Origin of the sequence: Ornithinimicrobium sp. (genome assembly GCF_051004135.1) — a bacterium.
Taxonomy (GTDB): domain Bacteria; phylum Actinomycetota; class Actinomycetes; order Actinomycetales; family Dermatophilaceae; genus Ornithinicoccus.
Genome location: NZ_JBPCKQ010000056.1, coordinates 1 through 19,293, shown reverse-complemented (window position 1 = coordinate 19,293; position 19,293 = coordinate 1). Strand labels below are relative to the sequence as shown.

Here is a 19,293-nt window from a genome sequence, read left to right as displayed (position 1 = left end):
CCACCGTAGCCACCACCGACGTGTCAGGATCGGGCCATGCCCACCGGTGCCACGACATACCCCTCCCGGGAGCAGATCCAGCGGGCTCGCGCCCGCATCGAGGGCCATGTGCGCAGGACTCCCGTCGTCGAGGTGCAGCACGACGGCCACCCGTTCACCCTCAAGCTGGAGCTGTTGCAGCACACCGGGTCGTTCAAGCCGCGCGGCGCGTTCAACTCGGTGCTCTCGGCCTCCGAGCGCCCCGACGTCCTGGTGGCAGCCTCGGGCGGCAACCACGGGCTCGCGGTCGCCCACGTCGGGCGGGCCCTGGGCATCCCGGCCGAGATCTTCGTGCCGCGGACCGCGCCGGAGATCAAGGTGGCCCGGCTGCGGTCCCTGGGCGCCCGGGTGCACCAGGTCGGCGAGGGCTACGCCGAGGCGCTGCAGGCCAGCCGGGAGGTGGCGCAGCAGCCCGGCGCGCTGTCGGTGCACGCCTACGACAGCCTGCCCACGGTCACCGGCCAGGGCACGGTCGGCGCCGAGCTGGCGGAGCAGGTGCCCAGCGACACGGTGCTCGTCGCGGTGGGTGGTGGCGGGCTGATCGGTGGGGTGACCTCCTGGTATACCGGGTCCGTCCGGGTGGTCGCGGTGGAGCCGCACGGCTGCCCGACCCTGCACGCAGCCCTGGCCGCCGGGTGGCCGGTGCCGACCAGCCCGTCGGGTCTGGCCGCCGACAGTCTCGGGGCGTCGGTGATCGGCGACATCGGCCTCGCGGCCGCACAGGACACCGGGGTGCAGTCGCTGCTCGTGGGCGATGACGACATCCGGGCCGCCCGGCAGTGGCTGTGGCGGGAGACCAGGGTCGCCGCCGAGGCGGGCGGGGCCACGGCGCTGGCCGCGGTGCTCTCGGGTGCCTACCGACCCGAGCCGGGCGAGCGGGTCAGCGTGATCGTCTGCGGGGGCAACGCCGACCCCGGCGACCTGTCGGCGGAGCCCGATCGGTGAGCGCCGACCAGCCGACCGGTCGCTACACCCCGTTCGCCCGGGTCTATGACCTGCTCTCCCTGGAGTGGGCGGTCTACCGCACCGGCCGGGTCGCCGCGATCGGGGCGATGCGGCTGCGAACCGGCCAGTGCGTGCTCGACGTGGGCTGCGGGACCGGACTCAGCATGCCGTGGCTCGCCGCCGCCGTGGGGCCGACCGGCCACGTGATCGGTGTCGACGCCAGTCCCGCCATGCTGCGTCGCGCGGGCCGGCGTCGGCTGGTCGCTCCCCGCACCCTGGTGCGGGCTGACGCCACCAGTCTGCGAGCCGAGAACATCCTCGCCCCGCACGAGGCGACCGGCCCGGACACCGTGCCGCCCCCGCAGGCGGCGCTGTTCTGCTACGCCCTGTCCCTGATGCGCCCGTGGGAGGACGCCTGGCGATCGGTGACCCGCCTCCTGGCTCCCGGCTCTCGGGTGGCCGTGGTGGACGTCGCCCTGCCAGGACGGGGCGGACTGCTGGCCCGAACGGCGGCGAAGACGGCCGCCTCCATCGGCGGCGCCGACCCGGACGCACACCCCTGGCGAGCCCTGGAGCGCGAGTGCGAGCAGGTGCGGCACCACGAGCGGTGGGGCGGGCACGTGCAGGTCTGGTCCGGCACGCTGCGCGCCTGAAGCCGCTCAGGCGAAGGTCGACGCGGCGACGAGCCACGCCGTGAGCATCCCGACGCCGAGCAGCAGCCACGCTTCGACCACGGTGGAACGGCGCAGCTCGTGGGCCGCTGCGTCCGCGCGCTCGGCGTCGCCAGAGGCCAGGTGCGGCACGACGTTGAGGTGGTGGTGCGCACCGTAGCCGGCGACCACGACCACCACCGCGACCTTGGCCAGCAGCAGCAGACCCCAGGTGCTGGCCCACAGCTGCGACGGCTGCTCCAGGATCGTCACGGTCAGCGCGACCCCGGCGGCCCCCACGATCGCGACCGATGCACCGGCGATCACCGAGAACCGGGCCCCCAGGATCGCGGCGTCAAGGTCCCGTCCCTTGCGGCGGCGCCGTCCCAGCACCAACGACACAAAGACGACCCCGCCGAGCCACACCGCTCCGGCGACCAGGTGTGAGACGTCGGCCACCAGCACCAGCCAGCGTGGCTCGGCCGTGCTGCTGTGCCCGCCCAGCACGTGCCCGGCGCCGGCCAGCAGCGTGCCGACCCAGGCAGCGGCCGAGGTCAGCACGCCACCCCAGGCGCCGAGCGCGATCAGCAGCCCACCGCCCAGCTGCAGCGCGAACACCCAGAAGGTCGACCCGATCAGAGCGTCAGCGATGCCGTCCCGGCTCAGCGCGGCAGCCCAGTCCCCCTGGGTGATCACGGCCGACCGGGCGAGCAGGCGCACCGTCACGCCGGCGACGACGGCCACCCCGGCCCAACGCACGATTCGCAGCACCGCACGGGTGTCTTCCCCTCCGCGTAGCACCATGGCCAGGAAGGCCAGCCCACCGGCCGCCACCAGCAGCCCGGTCAACGCGACGCCGGCCCCGCTCCGCGCCTCGACCGTCTCCAACTCGAAGTCGTCGCGGGCACCACTGTCCACGCCGCTCCCGGCGCTGCCGCCCTCAGCGCTGCCTGAACCGCGCTCGGCTGCTGCCGCGGCGCCGTCACCGGGGTCGGTCGAGGCGCTCGCCGCTCCATCTCCCGGCTTCACCGTGAACGCGAACTCCCCCGACAGCGGGTGCCCGTCTTGCGCCGCGACGGTCCACTCCACCTGATAGTCGCCCGGGCCAAGCGGCTCGGCCGCCGTGGCGGTCCAGACCGCGTCCTCCTGCGAGCCGGCGACCTCCGCCTCGACCGACCCCGAGGGACCGGAGAGGCTGATCCCGTCCCCGATCAGGCTGACCGGCCGGGTGTAGGTCAGCACCACGACGTCGACGTCCTCGCCCAGCACGGCACTGTCGGCCGGAGTGGTGGACTCCAGCTCGGTGTGCGCCGACGCCGGGAGGGCGACGGACAGCAGCCACCCCACCAACAGAGCAGCCAGGAGGGCGCGCCAAGGCAGGTCACTTCGCATGGCAAGGAGTTCGCTGCCGCTCCGGTCTTCGGATCGGCCTCAGCGGGCCGTGAGCCACATCGCCTGGTATGGGCGCAGCCTCAGGTCGCCGTGCTCGGTCACCGCCGGAGCATTGCCGGTCAGGTGATCGAACATCGCGTGCGGCTCCAGGCCCTGGGCCGCCACCCACCAGGTGGGGACGTGCTGGCGGTGCTCGCTCATGTTGTAGAGGCCGATCATCGCCCCGAGCGGGTGCAGCCGCACCACGCCCAGCACCGCCGGGACGGTGGTCGGCACCGGGTGTGCTGCCACACCGGCGTGCAGGTGAGGCAGTCGCGCTCGGGCCCGCACCATCGCCGCCAGCCCACGGCATACCCGGGCCGCGGGGCCGTCCAGCTGCTCAGCGAGCGTGTCGACCACCGACCAGTCCAGCGCAGGGCGGTGCGCCCACCGGTTGTCCCCGGCGTGCTCGGGGACGGTGTCCCAGTCGGGGTCGTTGAGGGTGGCGATCTCGTCGCCGGACCACAGCACCGGCACGCCGCCCCACCCCAGCACCAGGGCGTGCCCGACCAGGAGCCGCCCGATGGCGTCGTCGAGACGCCCTGGGTCCTGCGCCCGCAGAGCGGAGCCGACCCCGGCCAGGCTGGCCGCGGTGCCGCTGATCCGCGTGTCACCGGTCGTGGGGTTGTGCTGGAAGACCAGCCCGTCGGCCACCGAACCGTCGAACTCAGCGGAGTAGAAGCGGGACAGGAAGCCCCGGTGCTCGAAGCCGTTGAGCTGCACCGCCGCGGCATCGCCGTCATCGATGGCCCAGCCGATGTCATCGTGGCAGCGCAGGTAGGTGATCCACGCCGTCACCGAGGGAATCTGCGGGATCTGGGCCAGTGCGTGCGCCGCCAGCCGCACGTCGCGGGTGGCCAGCATCGACCAGATCTGGACCATGAGGCTGTTGTGATACGCGAGGTCGCTGACCTTGCCGTGCTGGACCCCCCGGCCCAGATAGTGCACGAGGTCACCCGGCCCGACGATCGCCTCGGCCTTGAAGACCAGCGCCGGCGCGGTGATCTTGGCCAGGGTGCGCAGGGCCTGGGTGAGCTGGTGCACCTCGGGCTGGTTCTGGCAGTTGGTGCCCTTGCGCTTCCAGATGAAGGCGACGGCGTCGAGGCGCAGCACCTCCACGCCCAGGTCGGCCAGGTGCAGCACCACGTCGGCCATCTCGGCAAGCACGTCGGGGTTGGCCCAGTTGAGGTCCCACTGGTAGTCGTTGAACGTGGTCCACACCCAGGACTGGGCAGCGTCGTCCCAGGTGAAGTTGCCGGGGGCGAAGTCGGGGAAGACCTCGGGCAGGGTCGCCTCGTAGGCGTCCGGCTCGGTCCGGTCCGGGTAGAGGTAGAAGTAGTCGCGGTAGCGCTGCTCCCCCCGCTGCGCCGCCTGCACCCACTCGTGCTCCAGCGCCACGTGGTTGAGGACCAGGTCGAGGCACAGGCTGATCCCGTGGGCACGCAGGGTGCTCGCCAGGTCGCGCAAGTCCTGCACGGTGCCGAGGTCCGGCCGGACCGAGCGGTAGTCCGTGACGGCATACCCGCCGTCGTTGGGGGGTTTCCGGGTGGCCAGCAGCGGCATCAGGTGCAGGTAGGTGACGCCCAGGTCACGCAGGTGGTCGACCCGCCGGGCCACGCCGCCCAGCCCGGTGCCGGGCGCGGCGTAGCGCTCGGCGTAGGCGGCATAGCCGAGCACCCCCGGCTGCTGGAACCAGTCGGGCTCCAGCAGTCGGCGCTCGTCGAGCAGGTGCAGCTCGTCGTCCCGGGCGGCGTATGCGGTGGCGGCCAGCTCCAGGACCCGGCCGGCGACGCCTGGTGGGTCCGGATAGACCTGCAGGCCCTCGAGCAGGTCGTCCCACCAGCGCCGGACCCGGAGCCAGAACGTCTGGCGGCGGTGCTCGGCCAGCGGCGCCAGGGCCGACTCGATCGTCGCCGCGTGGAGCGGTGACAGGTCGGTCGGGAGGTCCACCGGAGTGGAGATGACACTCACTCGGCCCATCAGACCACACCTGCGGGCGGGGGACGTCGTCCGCGGCGGTTCAGGAGGTGTCCGATGAGCAGCACGGCGGACCCCACCACGGTGATGGCCAGGTCGATCGGGCCGATCACGTCGCCGTGGTGCGCCGGGTCCCAGTAGCTGAGCGGGCTGCTGAACCGCACGGTCCACTCCAGCGGGAAGAGCAGCAGCGGGCCGTCGTCGTGGTGCACCACGATGTCCATGAGGGTATGCAGTGCGCACCCTCCCGCGAACGCCCGCAGCCCGGCTGACCACCGCCGGCGGGTCCGCCGGCCGAGGAGGTAGAGCGCGGCGATGACCAGCGGTGCGTGCAGCACGTTGTGGGCAGCGATCCAGACCGGTGAGGTGTAGAACAGCTCGTCGTAGACCAGGGCAAACGTCGTCGGCAGGCTCTGTCCGCGGACCAGGGGATAGCAGGCGAAGGCTCCGGCCGACATCAACGCGAGCCCGAGATCGGGCGCCAGTCCACCGGCGATGAACGCCCTCCGGGTCGCCCGGGTGCCGAGCAGACGTCGTGGCCGCCGGCCCCACGCGATCAGTGCGTGGGTGACGATGTGCGTCGTGGTGATCACGAGCGGGTCGCTGCATCGCGCGGGACCGGGGTGCTCGCCCCGGCGGGGTCCGCCTCGACCAGGCACCACGGGTCGGGCTCGACGGACAACCGCACCGGCTCCCCGAGTCGCACCGTGCGCCCGAGCGGCACCTCGCCCCGCACGGTGGTGCTGGCGACGGTGACCGTGGCCACCTGCCGAGCGCCCACCCAGCCGATGCTCGAGACGGTCCCCGCGATGAGGTGCCGCGGTGCCTGCGCGGCCGCCGACACCCTCGCCTGCCTCCCGGGGACACCGGGACCTGCCTCGTGCTCGCCGGGCAGGACGATCACGGACTCCTGCCGCAGCAGCAGGGTGGCCGGCGCCGGGGGCTCAGCCGGCGCCTGCAGATCGCGCCCGGTCCGAGCGCTCAGCGTCCCCAGCGCCGAGTGGTGCCGCCCGGCCACGAGGGTGCCGGTCACCTCGCTGAAACCGCCGAGCACCCGCGCCACCCCGAGTGTGGCCGGGGCGAGGTAGAGCTGCGCCAGGGTGTCCTCCTGCACGAGCCGGCCCTGCACGAGCACGGCCACCCGGTCGGCCAGCGCAGCCTCGGTCATGTCGTGGGTGACCATCACGATCGTCGGGCCGAGCGCGGCGCGGACCTCTCCCAGCAGCTCGTGCATGCTGGCGCGCAGCTCGGCGTCCAGGGCGCTGAACGGCTCGTCGAGCAGCAGCACCTCCGGCTCCGAGGCCAGCGCCCGGGCCAACGCCACCCGCTGCTCCTGGCCGCCGGAGAGCTCACGGGTGCGCCGCTGCGCCAGGTCCCCGAGGTGGACAAGGCTCAGGTAGCGCTGGGCGGACTCCCGCGCGCGGGCCCGGGGCACTCCCACCACCCGGGCCGCGAAGGCGACGTTGTCCAGGACGCTGAGGTGGGGAAACAGGTGCGGCTTCTGGAACATCATCGTCATCCCCCGGCGCTCCGGAGGACGCGCCCGCACGCTGTGCCCGGCGACCGCGACGTCGCCGTCGTCCGGGGTCAACAGTCCCGCGATCAACCGCAGCACCGTGGTCTTGCCCGAGCCGGACGGGCCGACCACCGCAGTCATGGCGCCCGGCTCGACACGCATGTCGACGCGCTCGAGCGTCGGTCGACCGGCACCCGGGTGGGCGAAGCTCAGCCCGGTCACCTCCAGGGCCGAGGTCATCGCAGCCCCGCCCCGACGCTGCGCCGGGCGAGCACCGCGCTCAGGCCGACCGTGGCCAGCAGGGGCAGCACGACCGCGAGGGAGAGCACGGCCACGAGAGGATCGCTGCCGGTGCCGGCCGCCGAGGAGGCCACCAGGACCGGGGCCGTGACCAGGCGCCCGCCGCCGATGACGACGGTGACGACATAGTCACTCCAGCCGACCAGGAAGGCCAGAGCGGCGGCCGCGCTCAGGGCCGGCGCGAGCGCGGGCAGGGTCACCGAGCGGATCGCCTGCCACCGGCTGGCCCCCAACATCCTGGCCTGGTCCTCGACCTGCGCGTCGAGCCCGGCGTAGGCGGAGCGCAGGACGTAGGTGGTGTAGGGCAGCGCAAACACGGTGAGCAGGACCACGACCGCCATCGTCTGCGGGATGCCCAGCCGTAGCAACACGACGTCCAGCCCCATCGCCAGGGCGAAGGGCGGCAGGGCCACCGGGGCCAGGATCAACGCCGCGGGTATGCCGAGGCGCCGCCCGATCCGCCAGCCCAGCGCCCGGCCGGCCAGCGCGCCCAGCGGGGTCGCGATCACGGCCACGACCAGCCCCAGGGCCGCCGAGCGGGCCAGGGCGGCCAGGATGCCCGCGTCCAGGGCCTGCGGCCAGCCGGTCAGCCCCCAGTCGGGCAGCACCCCACTGCCGCTCCCCACACTCGGCCACCGGTCGGCGAACGCCCACAGCAGGATCGGGACAAAGGGCAGGACGAACCACGCGACGAGCAGCGTCACGCCTGCTCCGCGCAGCAGCGTCCACGGCATACCCTCTCGTCTCACCGGGCCGCCCCCAGCCGACGCAGCACCATCGCGGCCAGGGCGGCGACCACGACGGCGACGGTGATCGTGCTCAAAGCCACGGCCGCGGCCTGGGGACGGTCGGCGAGGTCGATCGAGGTGAACAGCCGGTAGGCCAGCACCGGCAGCGGGTCGGGGTAGGCCCGGCCCAGCAGCCAGGCCACCTCGTAGGAGCCGAGGGTGTAGAGGAAGACGATGGTCGCGCCGGCCAGGGTGGCCGGGGCGGCCAGCGGCAGGGTGACCCGGCGCAACCGCTGGCCGGGCCCGGCGCCGAGCATTGCGGCGGCCTCGCTCAACGCCCGCAGCTGGGCACTCAGCGACGCGGCCACGACGAGCGCGATGAAGGCCGACTCCTTCCAGGCGAGCTCCAGCACGATCGCCACGGGCAACGACCCACCCACCAGCTCGGGCCAGGCGTCGGCGGGCACCCCCAGCCACCGGGGCAGCACTCCCCCGCCGGAGAGCAGCAGCCCGATCGAGGCCGCACCGATCAGGTGCGGCACCGGGAGCACCGTCGCGGTGAGTGCGCCGAGCAGGCGCCGGGTGGCGCCGGCGTGCGCGAGCAGCAGGGCTGCGGGGACGCCGACCAGCACGGCCAGCACCGTCGATGCGGTGGCGATGAGCAGAGACTCACCGGCGCCGAGGAGCAGCTCACCCCGCACCTGCCCGAACGCCGCCCCGGTCAGCGTGGGCTCCCCGACCAGCGGGAGCAGACCGAGCGAGGTCAGCGCCATCGAGGACAGGGCCACGCCCAGGACCACCAGCACCAGGACCACGGCCGGCGCCAGCAGCGCGCCCCCACTCCTTGACCCGGTCCTGGCTCCCCCACCCCCCATGGCCGTACGCGACCCCGTGGCCGGCGCCCGTCGGGTCGTCGTCACCGGCCTGCGAGCAGCGCCTCGCGCCACCCGTCGTCGAGCTCCGGCACCCACTCGGCGGACAGCTCGGGGTCGGCACCCTCGGACAGCTCCTCGTAGGGCGGCACGACGGGGGAGGCCGGCAGCGCCTCGAACAGTGCCCGGTCCGAGTCCTCGAGCCGGTCCAGGTCGAGCACCGTGAACTGCCCCCAGACGTCCGGGTCGGCCTTGGCGGCCTGCTGCTGCGGCGACAGGGCCAGGTCGGCCACCACGGCGGCGCCGGCGGCCTGCCCGGAGGATGCGGGGATGGCCAGGAAGCTGGCGTTGCCGATGGTGCCCTCCTCGAGGGTGAGCACGCGGGTGGTCTGCGGGAACGTGCCCTGCGCGACCAGGTCGGTCAGGGTGGCCGGGCCGTAGGTCATGGTGAAGTCGACCTCCCCGTCGATGAACAGCTGGTCCAGGGCCGCGAGGTCTCGCGGATAGGTGCGCCCCTCGCGCCACAGTGCCGGAGCGACCTCCTCCAGGGCCGACCACAACGGCGGGGTGACCTCGTCGTAGGCCTCCTGGCTGAAGGTCGCCGGGACCTCCTGCGGCCCGCCGGCCACGGCATACAGCGCCTGCCGGACGAAGACCGAGCCGGTGAAGTCCGGCGGTGCCGGATAGGTGAACCGGCCCGGATGCTGCTGGGCCCAGTCGAGCAGCTCCTCGACGGTCCTCGGCGGCTCGGGCACGCGGGCGCTGTCGTAGACCAGGGTGAACTGGGCCTTGTGCCACGGCGACTCGCAGTCGGCGACGTCGGTGCCGAAGTCGGAGGTCAGCAGCGGGTCGTCAGGGTCGGTCAGCTCGCCGTTCGGCAGCACGTCGGTCCAGCCACAGAGCCAGGCGTCTGCCCGCTTGCCGGTGGCGAAGTTGTCGCCGTTGACCCAGACCAGGTCGACCTCACCGTCCTCGACCTGCGCCTGGGTCTCGGACAGCACCCGGGTCAGCGCGTCCCCGGTGTCGGCCACAGGCACCCGGCGCAGGGTCACCCCGAGCTCGGCGGCGGCGGGGATGAGCACGTCGTCGACATAGGCGTTGCCCTGCGGGTCACCACCCCACATCCACAGCGACACGCTCTGACCATCCGCCTCGGCAAGCACCTGATCCCAGGAGTCGGGCAGCTCGGCGGCGTTCTGCGCGCTCGGCGCGGCGCACGCCGACAACGCCAGGGTCAGCGCCGAGGCAACCGTGGCAGCGAGCAGCACGGCGGGGCGATGAGGGACACGGCGAAGCGGCATGGGGACCTCTCGGCGGGGGACGTTGCCTCGGGAACACCGTAGGCATCCCACCGCCTTCCCTGCCCGACGACCGTTGTGCGCGCGACCTGGGCCTTCCCTGCCCGACGACCGTTGTGCGCGCGACCTGGGCCTTCGCAGGGCGCGGTGGCGCGCACAACGGTCATCCGGTCGACGACACTGGCCGGTGAGACTGCGACCGGTGAGGAGGAGTGCCCATGCTGGACCACGCCGCCCGGCGCGTGCTCGACCCAGGACTGCGGCGGGTCGCGGCCGCGATCGACCGGCCGTGGGTGACACCCGACCGACTCACGCTGCTGGGACTGGCGGTGGGGCTGGGCAGTGCGGCCGCCGCCGCGGCGGCGTGGTGGCTGCCGGCGCTGCTGCTGTGGCTGGCCAACCGGGTCCTCGACGGTCTGGACGGACCGTTGGCCCGACGCCGCACCGGCGCTTCGAAGAGCGTGGGGGCATCCGAGGCCGGGGGGTTCTTGGACATCGCCTGCGACTTCACGGTCTACGGCGCCACGGTCGTGGGCGTGGCGCTCGGCACGGTGAGCACGTTCGGGGCCGACTGGCGACCGTTCGCCCTGGTGCTGCTGGCGTACTACATCAACGGGTCCGCGTTCCTGGCTTTCTCCTCCATCGCCGAGCGCACCGGGCGCCGCATCGACGACGGCCGCTCGCTGAGCTTCATCGGCGGGCTGGCGGAGGGCACCGAGACGGTGCTCGTGCACTCGCTGTGGTTGATCCTGCCGCAGTATGCCGACAAGATCGCCCTGGTCTGGGCTGCGGTCGTGGCGGTGAGCGCCACGCAGCGGATCGTCGGCGGCTACCGCGCGCTGCGCTGAACAACCCCACCGGATGACGGTGACATAGGTGTCGCCAGAGCGTCAGCTACGTCACAATCATTGGTGTGGACCCGGCCTTCCGATGGCTAACCCTGACCGGTCAACCTCCGTGCCGATCCGGACGTCTTCGCCGTGCAGGACGTCGTGGGTGACGAGGCGCTGATCGTGGCGCACCAGCCGGCACCTGACCTTCCGCTGTGGGGGCGGCGTCGACCACGCCGCCGGGCTGCTGCGAGTGACCACCGCGGTGTGGCTGCACGGTCGGCGCGGACGGATCTACTTCGCGCCGGTTTCGGTGCTGCACGACCCGGTCACCCGCGCCATGATGCGCCGGGCCGTCCGCGTCGGCAGCCGCCTGCCCTCAGCGGCTGACCCACCAACGGCGGGCGCCGACGACGACGCGCAGCCCGGCCCGCACGACAGGCTGGGTCAGCGACCTTTTTGCATCGGCGACCGCGGCGTTCCACGGTCCGTCGTTGAAGGTCGGGTAGGGGTGGATCACCCCGACCAGGTCGCGGGTGCGCAGCCCCTTGCTCACAGCAAGCGTCAGCTCCCCGAGGCTCTCCCCCGCCCTCGGCCCGACGACCGTGGCGCCGCGGATGCGGCCCTTGGCGTCGATTGCCAGCCGGCTCACCCCGGCCGTCTCCGCCTCAGCGACCGCCCGGTCGAGGTCGTCGTGTCGAACCTCCTGCAGTCGCAGCCCGTCGCCGAGCGGGTCGGTCGGCTCCCCCACCGAGGCCACCTCGGGGTGGGTGTAGGTGACTCGCGGGATCGCGCTCAGATCCACCGTGCGAGGCAGCCCCAGCACGGCGTTGCTCGCCGCCAGGCTGCCGTGCACACCGGCAGTGTGCGTGAACTGTGGGTGACCGGTCAGGTCCCCCGCGGCCCAGATCCGCTTGTTAGTGGTGCGCAGGTGGTCATCGACCGTCAGGTAGCCGCCCTTGCCGACCTCAACGCCGGCGGACTCCAGCCCGAGGTCGGAGGTGCGTGGGGAGCGCCCGACGGCGACCACCAGCCGCCCGAACGGCACCCGCGTGTCGTCCGCGAGCACCAAGGTGCCCCCGGTCTCGGCGCCCGACTCGACCCGCGCCACCGGCTGACCGGTCAGCACCCGCACACCGTCGTCGGCGAGCGCAGCGGCGACCAGCGCGGCTGCATACTCGTCCTCCCGCGACATGATCCGGGGCAGCCCCTCGACGACGGTGACACTCGACCCGAGCCGGGCGAACGCCTGCCCCAGCTCGACGCCGATGCTGCCGCCGCCGAGGACCACCAGGTCATCCGGCAGCTCGGTCAGGTCCCAGATCGTCTCGCTGGTCAGGTATGCCGTCTCGCGCAGTCCCGGAATCGGTGGCACCGCGGGGGCCGCGCCCGTCGCGATCAGCGCCTGGCGGAAGGCGATCGACTGCCCGTCGACCTCCACGGTGCTCGCCCCGGTGAAGACGGCCTCGCCGGTCAGCACCTCCACCCCGGCTTCGCGCAGCGCCTCCGGGGAGTCGATGGGCGCAATGTGGGCGATTGCCCCGTGCACGTGCTGCATCACCCGGGCGAAGTCGACCCGGACCTCGCTCACGTCGACCCCGAACCGGCCCGCGGTGCGCGCGTTCGCGGCGGCCGCAGCGGCCGCGAGCAGCGCCTTGGACGGCACGCACCCGGTCCACAGGCAGTCCCCGCCGGGTCGCTCCCGCTCGATCAGCAGGACCCGCGCACCGAGCTGGGCGGCGGTCTTGGCCCCGACGATGCCGGCCGTGCCACCACCGACCACGACCAGGTCCCACCCTGCCTCCGGCGGGATCTGCTCGCGGGACGCCGCGCTGGAGTCGACCACATCTGGCCGGGTCGCCGTGGTCATGGCCGATCCTGTCGGCTCAGCTCGTCGACCACGCCCCGCAGGCGCGCCAGGCTGTCCTCGTCGACCGCCGCGGACCACGAGCTCAGCGCACCGCGCAGGGCCTGGTGCTCGGCGGTGAGCTGCTGGCACCGTTCGCAGACCGCGAGATGGGCCTCCAGGCGGGCGACCTCCTCCGGCGGCAGCGGGGCGCAGGGGTCGGCGTCGAGGTAGCGCTGGATGCGGAGGGCGGACCAATGACAGGTCAGCAGATCGCGAAGGGACATCCTCATCGAGGTCCTCCCGAAATGAGCGTCTGCGGTCCGAGACGCTTGCGGACCCGGTCGCGGGCTCTGCTCAGCCGCGACATGACCGTCCCGACCGGGATGCCCAGGGTCGCGGCTGCCTCGGCATAGCTGAGGTCCTGCACGTCGACCAGCAGCAGGACCGCGCGAAACCTCGGGTCCAGCTCGGCGACGGCATCGCGCAACCGGTGGTCCAACGCGGCGTCCAGGACGGTGTCCTCCGCGCTGGCCTGCCGGTTGGCGCCGAAGGCCGGTCTCGGGTCACCGAGCGCGTCCCAGTCGGCGAGCGTGTCGGGCCGTCGCCGGCGGTGCATGTTGAGGTGGGTGTGCCGCACGATGGTGAGCAGCCAGGCACGCGGGTGCCGCCCGTCGAAGCGGCCGAGGGCCTTGAAGGCGCGCAGGACCGACTCCTGCACCAGGTCCTCGGCGTCGGCTCGTCGGCCGGTCAGTGACATCGCCACGCGCAACATCACCTCCAGCTCGGGCTCCACGTGCTCGGCGAACGCGACCGCCCGGGTGTCCGCGGGCGGCGCACTCGGCGGGGTCACCTGCTCGGAACCCGGTGTGGGCTCCTCGCGCTTCCCGGTCATCTCAGGAGGCGAATGACCAGAGCGCCGCCGTGCTCGGCAGGGCCAGCGCCAGCACCACCAACCAGGCGATCCAGCGCTGGCGCCGGGCTCGGCGATCGAACCACGCGTCGTCGGTGCCGTCCGTCATCTGAGCCGCTCCTTGGCCTCGGGTCCTGCCGCAACCCTACGCACCGCCGACGCCCGGGGGAACAGCACGCGGTCGACGACGGGTTGTCCGGTCATGGACGAGAGAGCGGCGTGAGGCACGAGCGTCCCGGGTGCCGGCTGCTGTTGGTCGGGGCCGGTCACGCGCACCTGCACCTGGTCGTCCGGGCTCGGGAGCTGGTCGATGCCGGGTATGCCGTGCAGCTGCTAGCGCCGCCGACGTTCAGCTACAGCGGGGTGGCCTCGGCCTGCGCCACCGGTGCGCTGCCCGCCGATGCCGGGACGGTCGATGTCGCAGCCCTCGCCGCCGGGCACCCGGTGACGCACCACATCGGCGAGCTCGCACAGCTCGACCTGCCCGGCCGCCGGGCCCGCACCAGCGACGGCGCCTGGCTGCACTGGGACGTGCTGTCGCTCAACATCGGCAGCGTGGCCTCCGCCGAGAGCCTCGAGGTGGATCCCGAGGTGTTGAGGATCAAGCCACTGGAGAGCCTGGGGGACCTCCGGCTCCGGGTCGCCGACCGGCGCCACCAGATGGGTGACCACACAGGCGATGTCGACGCCGAGGTCGCCGCAGCCCGGGTCACCCTCGTCGGAGGCGGCCCCTCCGGGCTGGAGCTCGCGGGCAACCTGAGCGCCCAGGGACGCACCCGGGTCACGATCCTGGAGGCCGGGGCCACCCTCGACCCGCAGCTCCCGGCCCGTGCTCGTCGCCGGGCGCGCAGGATGCTGCGCTCCCGCGGGGTGCGGGTGCACACCGGGACGCGCGTCGTCCGGCTCGGGCAGCGGGATGTCACGCTGGCCGACGACCGCACCCTCGCGCACGACGTCGCCGTGTTGGCGACGGGTCTGGTGAGCCCACCCCTGGGGCAGCGGATCGGCCTCGGCGGACCGGACGGCATACCCGTTCGGGCCACGCTGCAGCACCGTGACCATGACGACGTCTACGCCGTGGGCGACTGCGCCGACTTCCTGCCCCGGCCGCTGGCGCGGATCGGCGTCCACGGGGTGCGACAGGGGCCGGTGCTGCTGGGCAGTCTGCTGGCCCGAGCGGCGGGCGAGGCGCTCCCCGAGTACGTGCCGCAACGGCACGCTCTGCAGATCCTCGACCTCGGCGGCGGTCTCGGGCTGGCTGTCCGCGGTCGGTGGTGGTGGCAGGGTCGCTTGGCGCTGCACCTGAAACGGTGGATCGACCGCCGCTGGTTGCGGACCTATCAGCGAGCTTGACGTCATCGCTCGGTGAGTATCCGTATATCTAGTCACAAAGCTAGAGAAGGGGGTCAGGTGACCTCGCGGGGCGCCGCGTCCGCATCGGCACCGCCGAGGTCGCGCTGCATCCAGGCGACGTCGCGCCACGCCCCATCCTTGTAGCCGACCCTGGCGAAGGTGCCGATCGGCTCGAACTCCAGCGCGGTATGCGTGGCGATGCTCGCTTCGTTGGGCAGGGTCATGCCCGCCACGGCGGTGCGGTAGCCCCGCTGCGCCAACCGGTCGAGCAGAGCTTGATAGAGCATGTGGCCGATCCCGCGACCGTGCCGGGTGCGGTCGAGGTAGACGCTGGTCTCGCAGGACCACCGGTAGGCCGCCCGCGGGCGGTGGGCCACGGCATACGCGTAGCCAAGAATGATCTCGTCCTCATCGACGACCAGCCAGGCGTGCGAGTGCTGCGCTGCGGCGATGCGCTCGGTGAAGTCGGCACTGCTGGGCGGCTCCAGCTCGAAGGTGATGCAGGTGTCGCGGACGTAGGGCGCATAGATGGCGGCACAAGCCCCGGCGTCTCCCGGGGTGGCATCGCGCACGATCACCCGGCCGAGTCTGTCACCTGCCGCCACCTCGACGGGTTGCCCGGCACGCTGGAGCTGGGGGCGGCTACCTCGTTCTCATGAACGGCGAGTCCATGTTCTTCTGAGACAACCCACGACCGTGCGGGCCGTGGCGAGCGAGCCCACGATCAACACCGGCACCGCTATGTTGGCGGCGGCGGCGATCCCCGAAGCCTGCTGGACCGACAGTCGCCCCCGACGGCGGGCCGACCCCGCCAGCTGCACCGACGCCCCCAGCATCCACGGACTCGTGGCCAGCCCCCCCGTTGTAGGCGCGGTCAGCGGCCGCGCGCAGTCCGTGGGTCACGGCGTGGCCGCCCAACGCGGCAGCAACTGCGAGGGTGGCGACGTCACCGACCGCTCCTGGGCGCCGCTCGGCGCGGGCGAGCACGGCATACGACGATCCGGTCAGCATCGTCGTCGCCACAGCCATCACGTCGCGGCGTCCCCACTCGGCCGGGACGCCGAGCCGGTCGAGCCGCTGCCGGTTTCTGGCGACGTCCTGCGGCAGGTGCGCGATCTCCTCGAGGTTGTGCATCACGAAGACCAACACGATTCGCCGCGAGACTCGAGACAGCTCCACGCGTCGAGCCTACGCAGAGACCGGTGGTTGCCGGGCACCACCATGAAGCTGCCGCGCGGACCGTCGAGCAGCCCCAGGTCGGTGCCGAACAGATCGGTGACGATCCGCCAGTCCAGGTCAGTGTGCCGCGACAGGTGCTCCCCGATGCCGAAGGAGTAACGGCCCACGATGGCGCTGTGATCTCCCGTGCGCGTCGTCGCCCACTGCGCGTATGCGGTATCGAGCCCGGCGCTCAGTGAGTCCAGGTCGTCGATGTCGACGCCCTGGTCCTGCAGCTGTTGCACGGCCGCGGCGACCCGGTCCCGCTCCGCTTGGCCCAAGGGCTCACTGGCGGGTGTGGCTGCCTGGTCCTCCGGCAGGGTCTCGTCCGGCTCGGCCGGCTCGCGCTTGGGTCAGCGTCCCCTCGGCCGTCTCCGGGCGACCCTTGCGACGGAACAGTGCCATGCGCTCGAGCCTACCGTCGTCGACCGTGCCGGCGGGAAGCCCAGGCACGCAACAAGTGGCGCGGGACCGCGCGGCATACCGGTGGGTCCGGTGGGTGGCATACGTGGGGGCCCTCCGACATCGCCATGACCTACTCGGTGATCGGGTGGAGCGCGTGGACGCGCACGTCAACGACGAGGCATTCGCCGACGCGCTGCACGCCGCCTTCGCCGACGTGACCGGCGGAGTCCCGATCAAGGCACCCGTCCACCCGCTCAGTAGCCCGACCACACCACCTGCCGTCCCACCACCAGGAGGACCCCATGCCCCGCTTCACGCGCGACGACATCCTGACCCGGCTGCGCGCCAAGGTCGACCCTGGGGAGGCGATCGTCGGAGGTGGTGCCGGGACCGGACTGTCCGCGAAGTGCGAGGAGGAGGGCGGGATCGACCTCATCGTCATCTACAACTCGGGGCGCTACCGGACGCGGGTCGCTGGCCGGGCTGCTGTCCTACGGCAACGCCAACGACGTGGTCATGGACATGGCCAAGGAGGTGCTGCCGGTCGCCACGGACACCCCCGCGCTGGCCGGGGTCAACGGGACCGACCCGTTCTACGACCCGGAGGTCTTCCTCGACGAGGTGTCGCGAGTCGGGTTCTCCGGCGTGCAAACCTCCCGACCGTGGAGCTCATCGTCGGCTCCTTCCGGGCCAACTTGGAGGCGACCGGGATGAGCTATGCCCTGGAGGTGGAGATGATCGCGGCGGCCCACAGCAAGGACCTGTTCACCACGCCCTACGTGTTCTCACCCGAGGATGCCGAGGCGATGACCCGCGCGGGGTCCGACGTCGCCGTGTGCCACATGGGTTGACCACGGGCGGGTCGATCGGCGCGGGTGCGGGGCTGGCCCTGGCGGACTGCGTGCCGATGGTCGCCGACTGGTCGCAAGCCGCCCGGGCGGTGCGCGAGGACGTCATCGTGCTCGTGCACGGCGGCCCGGTCGCCGAGCCCGACGACGCCCGCTACATGCTCGAGCACTGCGACGTGCAGGGCTTCTACGGCGCCAGCAGCATGGAGCGGCTGCCCACGGAGCGGGCGCTGACCGCACAGACCCGGGAGTTCACGCAGATCCGCCTGCGCTGAGCGGCCCCGGCAGACCTACCGGCGTCGGGCGGTGACCAACAGGTACTCCCAGTCCATCGACCCATCGACGGTATGCCGGTCCGCCAGCTCTGCCATCTCGCGGTCGAGGTCGGCGGTGCGCTCGGCATCATCGGCGAGGCCTCGGTAGGCCGCGATCGTCGGACCGTAGGCCGCCTTGAAGTAGTCACGGAAGGCCGCGCCGTCGGCGAAGCGGTCGACCCGCACGGTCGCCGTGTGGGCCGAGAGCTCACCGACCCCGTCCCCGAGCAACTCCTGGACGTGCTCCACGGACCCCCAGAGTGGCGGCGGCTGGACGCCGGCCGGAGGCGGGGCCATGTAGGGCTTCATGGTGGCGAAGAGCCGGCCGATGAAGCCACCGGGGGTCCAGCTGAGCAGGCCGATCGAGCCGCCGGGACGGCATACCCGCAGCATCTCGTCGGCACTGCGCTGATGGTGCGGGGCGAACATCACCCCCACACACGACAGGACGGTGTCGAAGCTCGCGTCCTCGAAGGGAAGCGCCTCGGCGTCGGCCTCACGCCAGTTCAGGCGTTCGCGCTCGGCGGCGGTCAATGCCTGCTCGGCGAGCCGGGCACCCGCCTCGAGCAGCTCGGGGGTCAGGTCCGCCGCGACGACATCCGCGCCGGCTCGCACGGCCGGGATGGCCGCGTTGCCGGTGCCCGCGGCGACGTCGAGAACCCGCTGGCCTGCGCCGACGGCGCAGGCGTCCACAAGAACCCGGCCGAGGTCGGGGATGAGATCCACGGCGACGGCGGGGTAGTCGCCGAGACCCCACATGCCGCGGTGTTTGGCCTTGAGGGCCGCGTCGGCGTCGGTGCTGGTTGGGGTGGTGGCTGTTGATGTCGTCATGGGACTACCGTCCTCTCGGGCGGCCCTGCCCGACCAGTCCACATCGAGGACTACCCCGGTACAGGTCGTGGACTGCACACTGGGGGGGACGAGGTGAGCCATGGACGAGGCACGCAGGACGGCATACGGACAGTACTGCCCGATCTCCCGAGCGCTGGAGGTGCTGGGCGAGCGCTGGGCCCTGCTGATCATGCGCGACCTGATCGTCGGCGCCACCCGCTTCAACGAGCTGGCGCGAGGACTGCCGGGTCTGTCCCGCAGCCTGTTGGCCAAGCGGCTGCGACAGCTGGAGCGTGCGGGGCTGGTGGACCACCTGGGTGGGCGGTATCTGCTGACCGAGGGAGGCCGGGACCTGGAGCCGGTCGTCTTCGCCCTGGGGCAGTGGGGTGCCCGGTGGAGCTTCGAGGACCCGCACGCCGACGAACTCGACGCGGAGCTGTTGGTGTGGTGGATGCACACCCGCGTCGACACCACCGACCTGCCCGGCCGCCGGCACGTGCTGCACGTGCGCTTCAGCGACGACCCTCGGCAGTACTGGATCGTCGTCGAGGACGGTGTGCCATCGGTATGCCGCAGCGACCCGGGCTTCGGTGTGGACCTGGGCCTGTGTTCCGACGTCGCGACGTTGTACAAGGTCTGGCTCGGCCGGCTGTCCCTTGGCAGTGCGCTGAGGTCAGGTGCCCTGCAGGCAGCGGGTGCGACCGCGTGGACCCGCCGACTGTCCACGATCCTGCAGCTGAGCCCGGTGGCCGCACTGGTTCCCACGCTGCGGGACGTCACCTCCTGATCGAGTCAGCGCGTGGCTCCTGCGGAAGCCAGTCTCAGACACGCCTCGCAGACACCGAGGGGTTCAGGCGGCGTGGTTGGCTCGGTGGTCGATGGGGTGGGTGAGCCATTCCTGGCCGTAGGGGTCGGTCCAGGTGATGGTGCCGTCGGGGTGCAGGATCGGTCTCCACCGGGTGTGGGTCTTGAGGCGGTG

General features: G+C 72.6%; 20 protein-coding genes and 1 pseudogene. 6 read left to right on the top strand and 15 right to left on the bottom strand.

The features are described from left to right. The first annotated feature begins 36 nt into the window (after positions 1-36). Both ACR2FV_RS03030 and ACR2FV_RS03025 read left to right on the top strand, forming a co-directional pair. Positions 37-984 (top strand): threonine/serine dehydratase, encoded by a 948-nt coding sequence (locus ACR2FV_RS03030; protein WP_434014226.1) that lies wholly within the window; start codon positions 37-39, stop codon positions 982-984. Beyond that, entirely contained in the window at positions 981-1,637 is a 657-nt protein-coding gene (locus tag ACR2FV_RS03025) for a class I SAM-dependent methyltransferase (RefSeq protein ID WP_434014225.1), read from the top strand. Before ACR2FV_RS03030 ends, ACR2FV_RS03025 begins: the two co-directional genes overlap by 4 nt. Before the next feature lie 6 nt (positions 1,638-1,643). Here ACR2FV_RS03025 and ACR2FV_RS03020 read toward each other — a convergent pair whose 3' ends face one another. From ACR2FV_RS03020 to ACR2FV_RS02990, 7 genes are read right to left on the bottom strand one after another with little or no spacing between them, the layout of a single operon-like run. Beyond that, complete coding sequence (locus ACR2FV_RS03020) at positions 1,644-3,026, bottom strand: copper resistance CopC/CopD family protein (RefSeq protein ID WP_434014224.1); 1,383 nt, start codon at positions 3,024-3,026, stop codon at positions 1,644-1,646. 39 nt (positions 3,027-3,065) lie between these two features. Continuing rightward, positions 3,066-5,045, bottom strand: coding sequence for an alpha-amylase family protein (locus tag ACR2FV_RS03015; protein WP_434014223.1), 1,980 nt, complete (start codon positions 5,043-5,045; stop codon positions 3,066-3,068). Then, positions 5,045-5,635, bottom strand: coding sequence for a hypothetical protein (locus ACR2FV_RS03010; RefSeq protein ID WP_434014222.1), 591 nt, complete (start codon positions 5,633-5,635; stop codon positions 5,045-5,047). Before ACR2FV_RS03010 ends, ACR2FV_RS03015 begins: the two co-directional genes overlap by 1 nt. Beyond that, on the bottom strand, positions 5,632-6,798 hold the full coding sequence (locus tag ACR2FV_RS03005) for an ABC transporter ATP-binding protein (RefSeq protein ID WP_434014221.1): 1,167 nt from the start codon (positions 6,796-6,798) through the stop codon (positions 5,632-5,634). Before ACR2FV_RS03005 ends, ACR2FV_RS03010 begins: the two co-directional genes overlap by 4 nt. After that, entirely contained in the window at positions 6,795-7,592 is a 798-nt protein-coding gene (locus ACR2FV_RS03000) for an ABC transporter permease (RefSeq protein WP_434014220.1), read from the bottom strand. The genes ACR2FV_RS03005 and ACR2FV_RS03000 overlap by 4 nt, the downstream gene beginning before the upstream one ends. Positions 7,593-7,603: 11 nt before the next feature. Further along, entirely contained in the window at positions 7,604-8,506 is a 903-nt protein-coding gene (locus ACR2FV_RS02995; RefSeq protein ID WP_434014219.1) for an ABC transporter permease, read from the bottom strand. Further along, positions 8,503-9,726: an ABC transporter substrate-binding protein gene (locus tag ACR2FV_RS02990; RefSeq protein WP_434014218.1), complete on the bottom strand. Its 1,224-nt coding sequence runs from the start codon at positions 9,724-9,726 to the stop codon at positions 8,503-8,505. Before ACR2FV_RS02990 ends, ACR2FV_RS02995 begins: the two co-directional genes overlap by 4 nt. Positions 9,727-9,974: 248 nt before the next feature. Here ACR2FV_RS02990 and ACR2FV_RS02985 point away from each other — a divergent pair, with 248 nt between their 5' ends. Beyond that, the gene (locus ACR2FV_RS02985; RefSeq protein WP_434014217.1) at positions 9,975-10,604 is read left to right on the top strand and encodes a CDP-alcohol phosphatidyltransferase family protein; all 630 of its coding nucleotides are present in this window, start codon (positions 9,975-9,977) and stop codon (positions 10,602-10,604) included. 361 nt (positions 10,605-10,965) lie between these two features. On the opposite strand, the gene ACR2FV_RS02980 is transcribed toward ACR2FV_RS02985, so the two are convergent. The 4 genes from ACR2FV_RS02980 to ACR2FV_RS02965 are packed head-to-tail and all read right to left on the bottom strand — an operon-like array spanning position 10,966 to position 13,454. Beyond that, entirely contained in the window at positions 10,966-12,456 is a 1,491-nt protein-coding gene (locus ACR2FV_RS02980) for a dihydrolipoyl dehydrogenase family protein (RefSeq protein ID WP_434014216.1), read from the bottom strand. Then, a complete protein-coding gene (locus tag ACR2FV_RS02975; RefSeq protein WP_434014215.1) occupies positions 12,453-12,725 on the bottom strand; it encodes an anti-sigma factor family protein in 273 nt (90 codons plus the stop codon). Before ACR2FV_RS02975 ends, ACR2FV_RS02980 begins: the two co-directional genes overlap by 4 nt. Then, positions 12,722-13,327, bottom strand: coding sequence for an RNA polymerase sigma factor (locus ACR2FV_RS02970; RefSeq protein WP_434014214.1), 606 nt, complete (start codon positions 13,325-13,327; stop codon positions 12,722-12,724). Before ACR2FV_RS02970 ends, ACR2FV_RS02975 begins: the two co-directional genes overlap by 4 nt. Position 13,328: 1 nt before the next feature. Next, on the bottom strand, positions 13,329-13,454 hold the full coding sequence (locus tag ACR2FV_RS02965) for a hypothetical protein (RefSeq protein WP_434014213.1): 126 nt from the start codon (positions 13,452-13,454) through the stop codon (positions 13,329-13,331). Between the two features lie 110 nt (positions 13,455-13,564). Here ACR2FV_RS02965 and ACR2FV_RS02960 point away from each other — a divergent pair, with 110 nt between their 5' ends. Further along, positions 13,565-14,698, top strand: coding sequence for an NAD(P)/FAD-dependent oxidoreductase (locus tag ACR2FV_RS02960; protein ID WP_434014212.1), 1,134 nt, complete (start codon positions 13,565-13,567; stop codon positions 14,696-14,698). A 53-nt stretch (positions 14,699-14,751) separates the two neighbouring features. Here ACR2FV_RS02960 and ACR2FV_RS02955 read toward each other — a convergent pair whose 3' ends face one another. From ACR2FV_RS02955 to ACR2FV_RS02945, 3 genes are all read right to left on the bottom strand, one after another. Beyond that, the gene (locus ACR2FV_RS02955) at positions 14,752-15,276 is read right to left on the bottom strand and encodes an N-acetyltransferase family protein (protein ID WP_434014211.1); all 525 of its coding nucleotides are present in this window, start codon (positions 15,274-15,276) and stop codon (positions 14,752-14,754) included. A gap of 64 nt (positions 15,277-15,340) precedes the next feature. Next, on the bottom strand, positions 15,341-15,877 hold the full coding sequence (locus tag ACR2FV_RS02950; RefSeq protein WP_434014210.1) for a hypothetical protein: 537 nt from the start codon (positions 15,875-15,877) through the stop codon (positions 15,341-15,343). Then, the gene (locus ACR2FV_RS02945; RefSeq protein ID WP_434014209.1) at positions 15,832-16,197 is read right to left on the bottom strand and encodes a hypothetical protein; all 366 of its coding nucleotides are present in this window, start codon (positions 16,195-16,197) and stop codon (positions 15,832-15,834) included. The genes ACR2FV_RS02950 and ACR2FV_RS02945 overlap by 46 nt, the downstream gene beginning before the upstream one ends. A gap of 426 nt (positions 16,198-16,623) precedes the next feature. On the opposite strand from ACR2FV_RS02945, the pseudogene ACR2FV_RS02940 reads away from it, so the two are divergent. Further along, positions 16,624-17,444 (top strand): annotated as a pseudogene (locus ACR2FV_RS02940) (phosphoenolpyruvate hydrolase family protein). A gap of 15 nt (positions 17,445-17,459) precedes the next feature. Here the strand turns inward: ACR2FV_RS02940 and ACR2FV_RS02935 are convergent. Further along, entirely contained in the window at positions 17,460-18,314 is an 855-nt protein-coding gene (locus tag ACR2FV_RS02935; RefSeq protein WP_434014208.1) for a class I SAM-dependent methyltransferase, read from the bottom strand. Between the two features lie 100 nt (positions 18,315-18,414). Here ACR2FV_RS02935 and ACR2FV_RS02930 point away from each other — a divergent pair, with 100 nt between their 5' ends. Next, a complete protein-coding gene (locus ACR2FV_RS02930) occupies positions 18,415-19,101 on the top strand; it encodes a winged helix-turn-helix transcriptional regulator (protein ID WP_434014207.1) in 687 nt (228 codons plus the stop codon). The last annotated feature ends 192 nt before the right edge of the window (positions 19,102-19,293 follow it).

Coding starts and splice junctions, on each gene's coding strand:
- ACR2FV_RS03030 (WP_434014226.1), top strand. CDS start 37: ATGCCCACCGGTGCCACGACATACCCCTCCCGGGAGCAGATCCAGCGG.
- ACR2FV_RS03020 (WP_434014224.1), bottom strand. CDS start 3,026: ATGCGAAGTGACCTGCCTTGGCGCGCCCTCCTGGCTGCTCTGTTGGTG.
- ACR2FV_RS03015 (WP_434014223.1), bottom strand. CDS start 5,045: ATGGGCCGAGTGAGTGTCATCTCCACTCCGGTGGACCTCCCGACCGAC.
- ACR2FV_RS03005 (WP_434014221.1), bottom strand. CDS start 6,798: ATGACCTCGGCCCTGGAGGTGACCGGGCTGAGCTTCGCCCACCCGGGT.
- ACR2FV_RS03000 (WP_434014220.1), bottom strand. CDS start 7,592: ATGCCGTGGACGCTGCTGCGCGGAGCAGGCGTGACGCTGCTCGTCGCG.
- ACR2FV_RS02985 (WP_434014217.1), top strand. CDS start 9,975: ATGCTGGACCACGCCGCCCGGCGCGTGCTCGACCCAGGACTGCGGCGG.
- ACR2FV_RS02980 (WP_434014216.1), bottom strand. CDS start 12,456: ATGACCACGGCGACCCGGCCAGATGTGGTCGACTCCAGCGCGGCGTCC.
- ACR2FV_RS02975 (WP_434014215.1), bottom strand. CDS start 12,725: ATGAGGATGTCCCTTCGCGATCTGCTGACCTGTCATTGGTCCGCCCTC.
- ACR2FV_RS02970 (WP_434014214.1), bottom strand. CDS start 13,327: ATGACCGGGAAGCGCGAGGAGCCCACACCGGGTTCCGAGCAGGTGACC.
- ACR2FV_RS02965 (WP_434014213.1), bottom strand. CDS start 13,454: ATGACGGACGGCACCGACGACGCGTGGTTCGATCGCCGAGCCCGGCGC.
- ACR2FV_RS02935 (WP_434014208.1), bottom strand. CDS start 18,314: ATGACGACATCAACAGCCACCACCCCAACCAGCACCGACGCCGACGCG.
- ACR2FV_RS02930 (WP_434014207.1), top strand. CDS start 18,415: ATGGACGAGGCACGCAGGACGGCATACGGACAGTACTGCCCGATCTCC.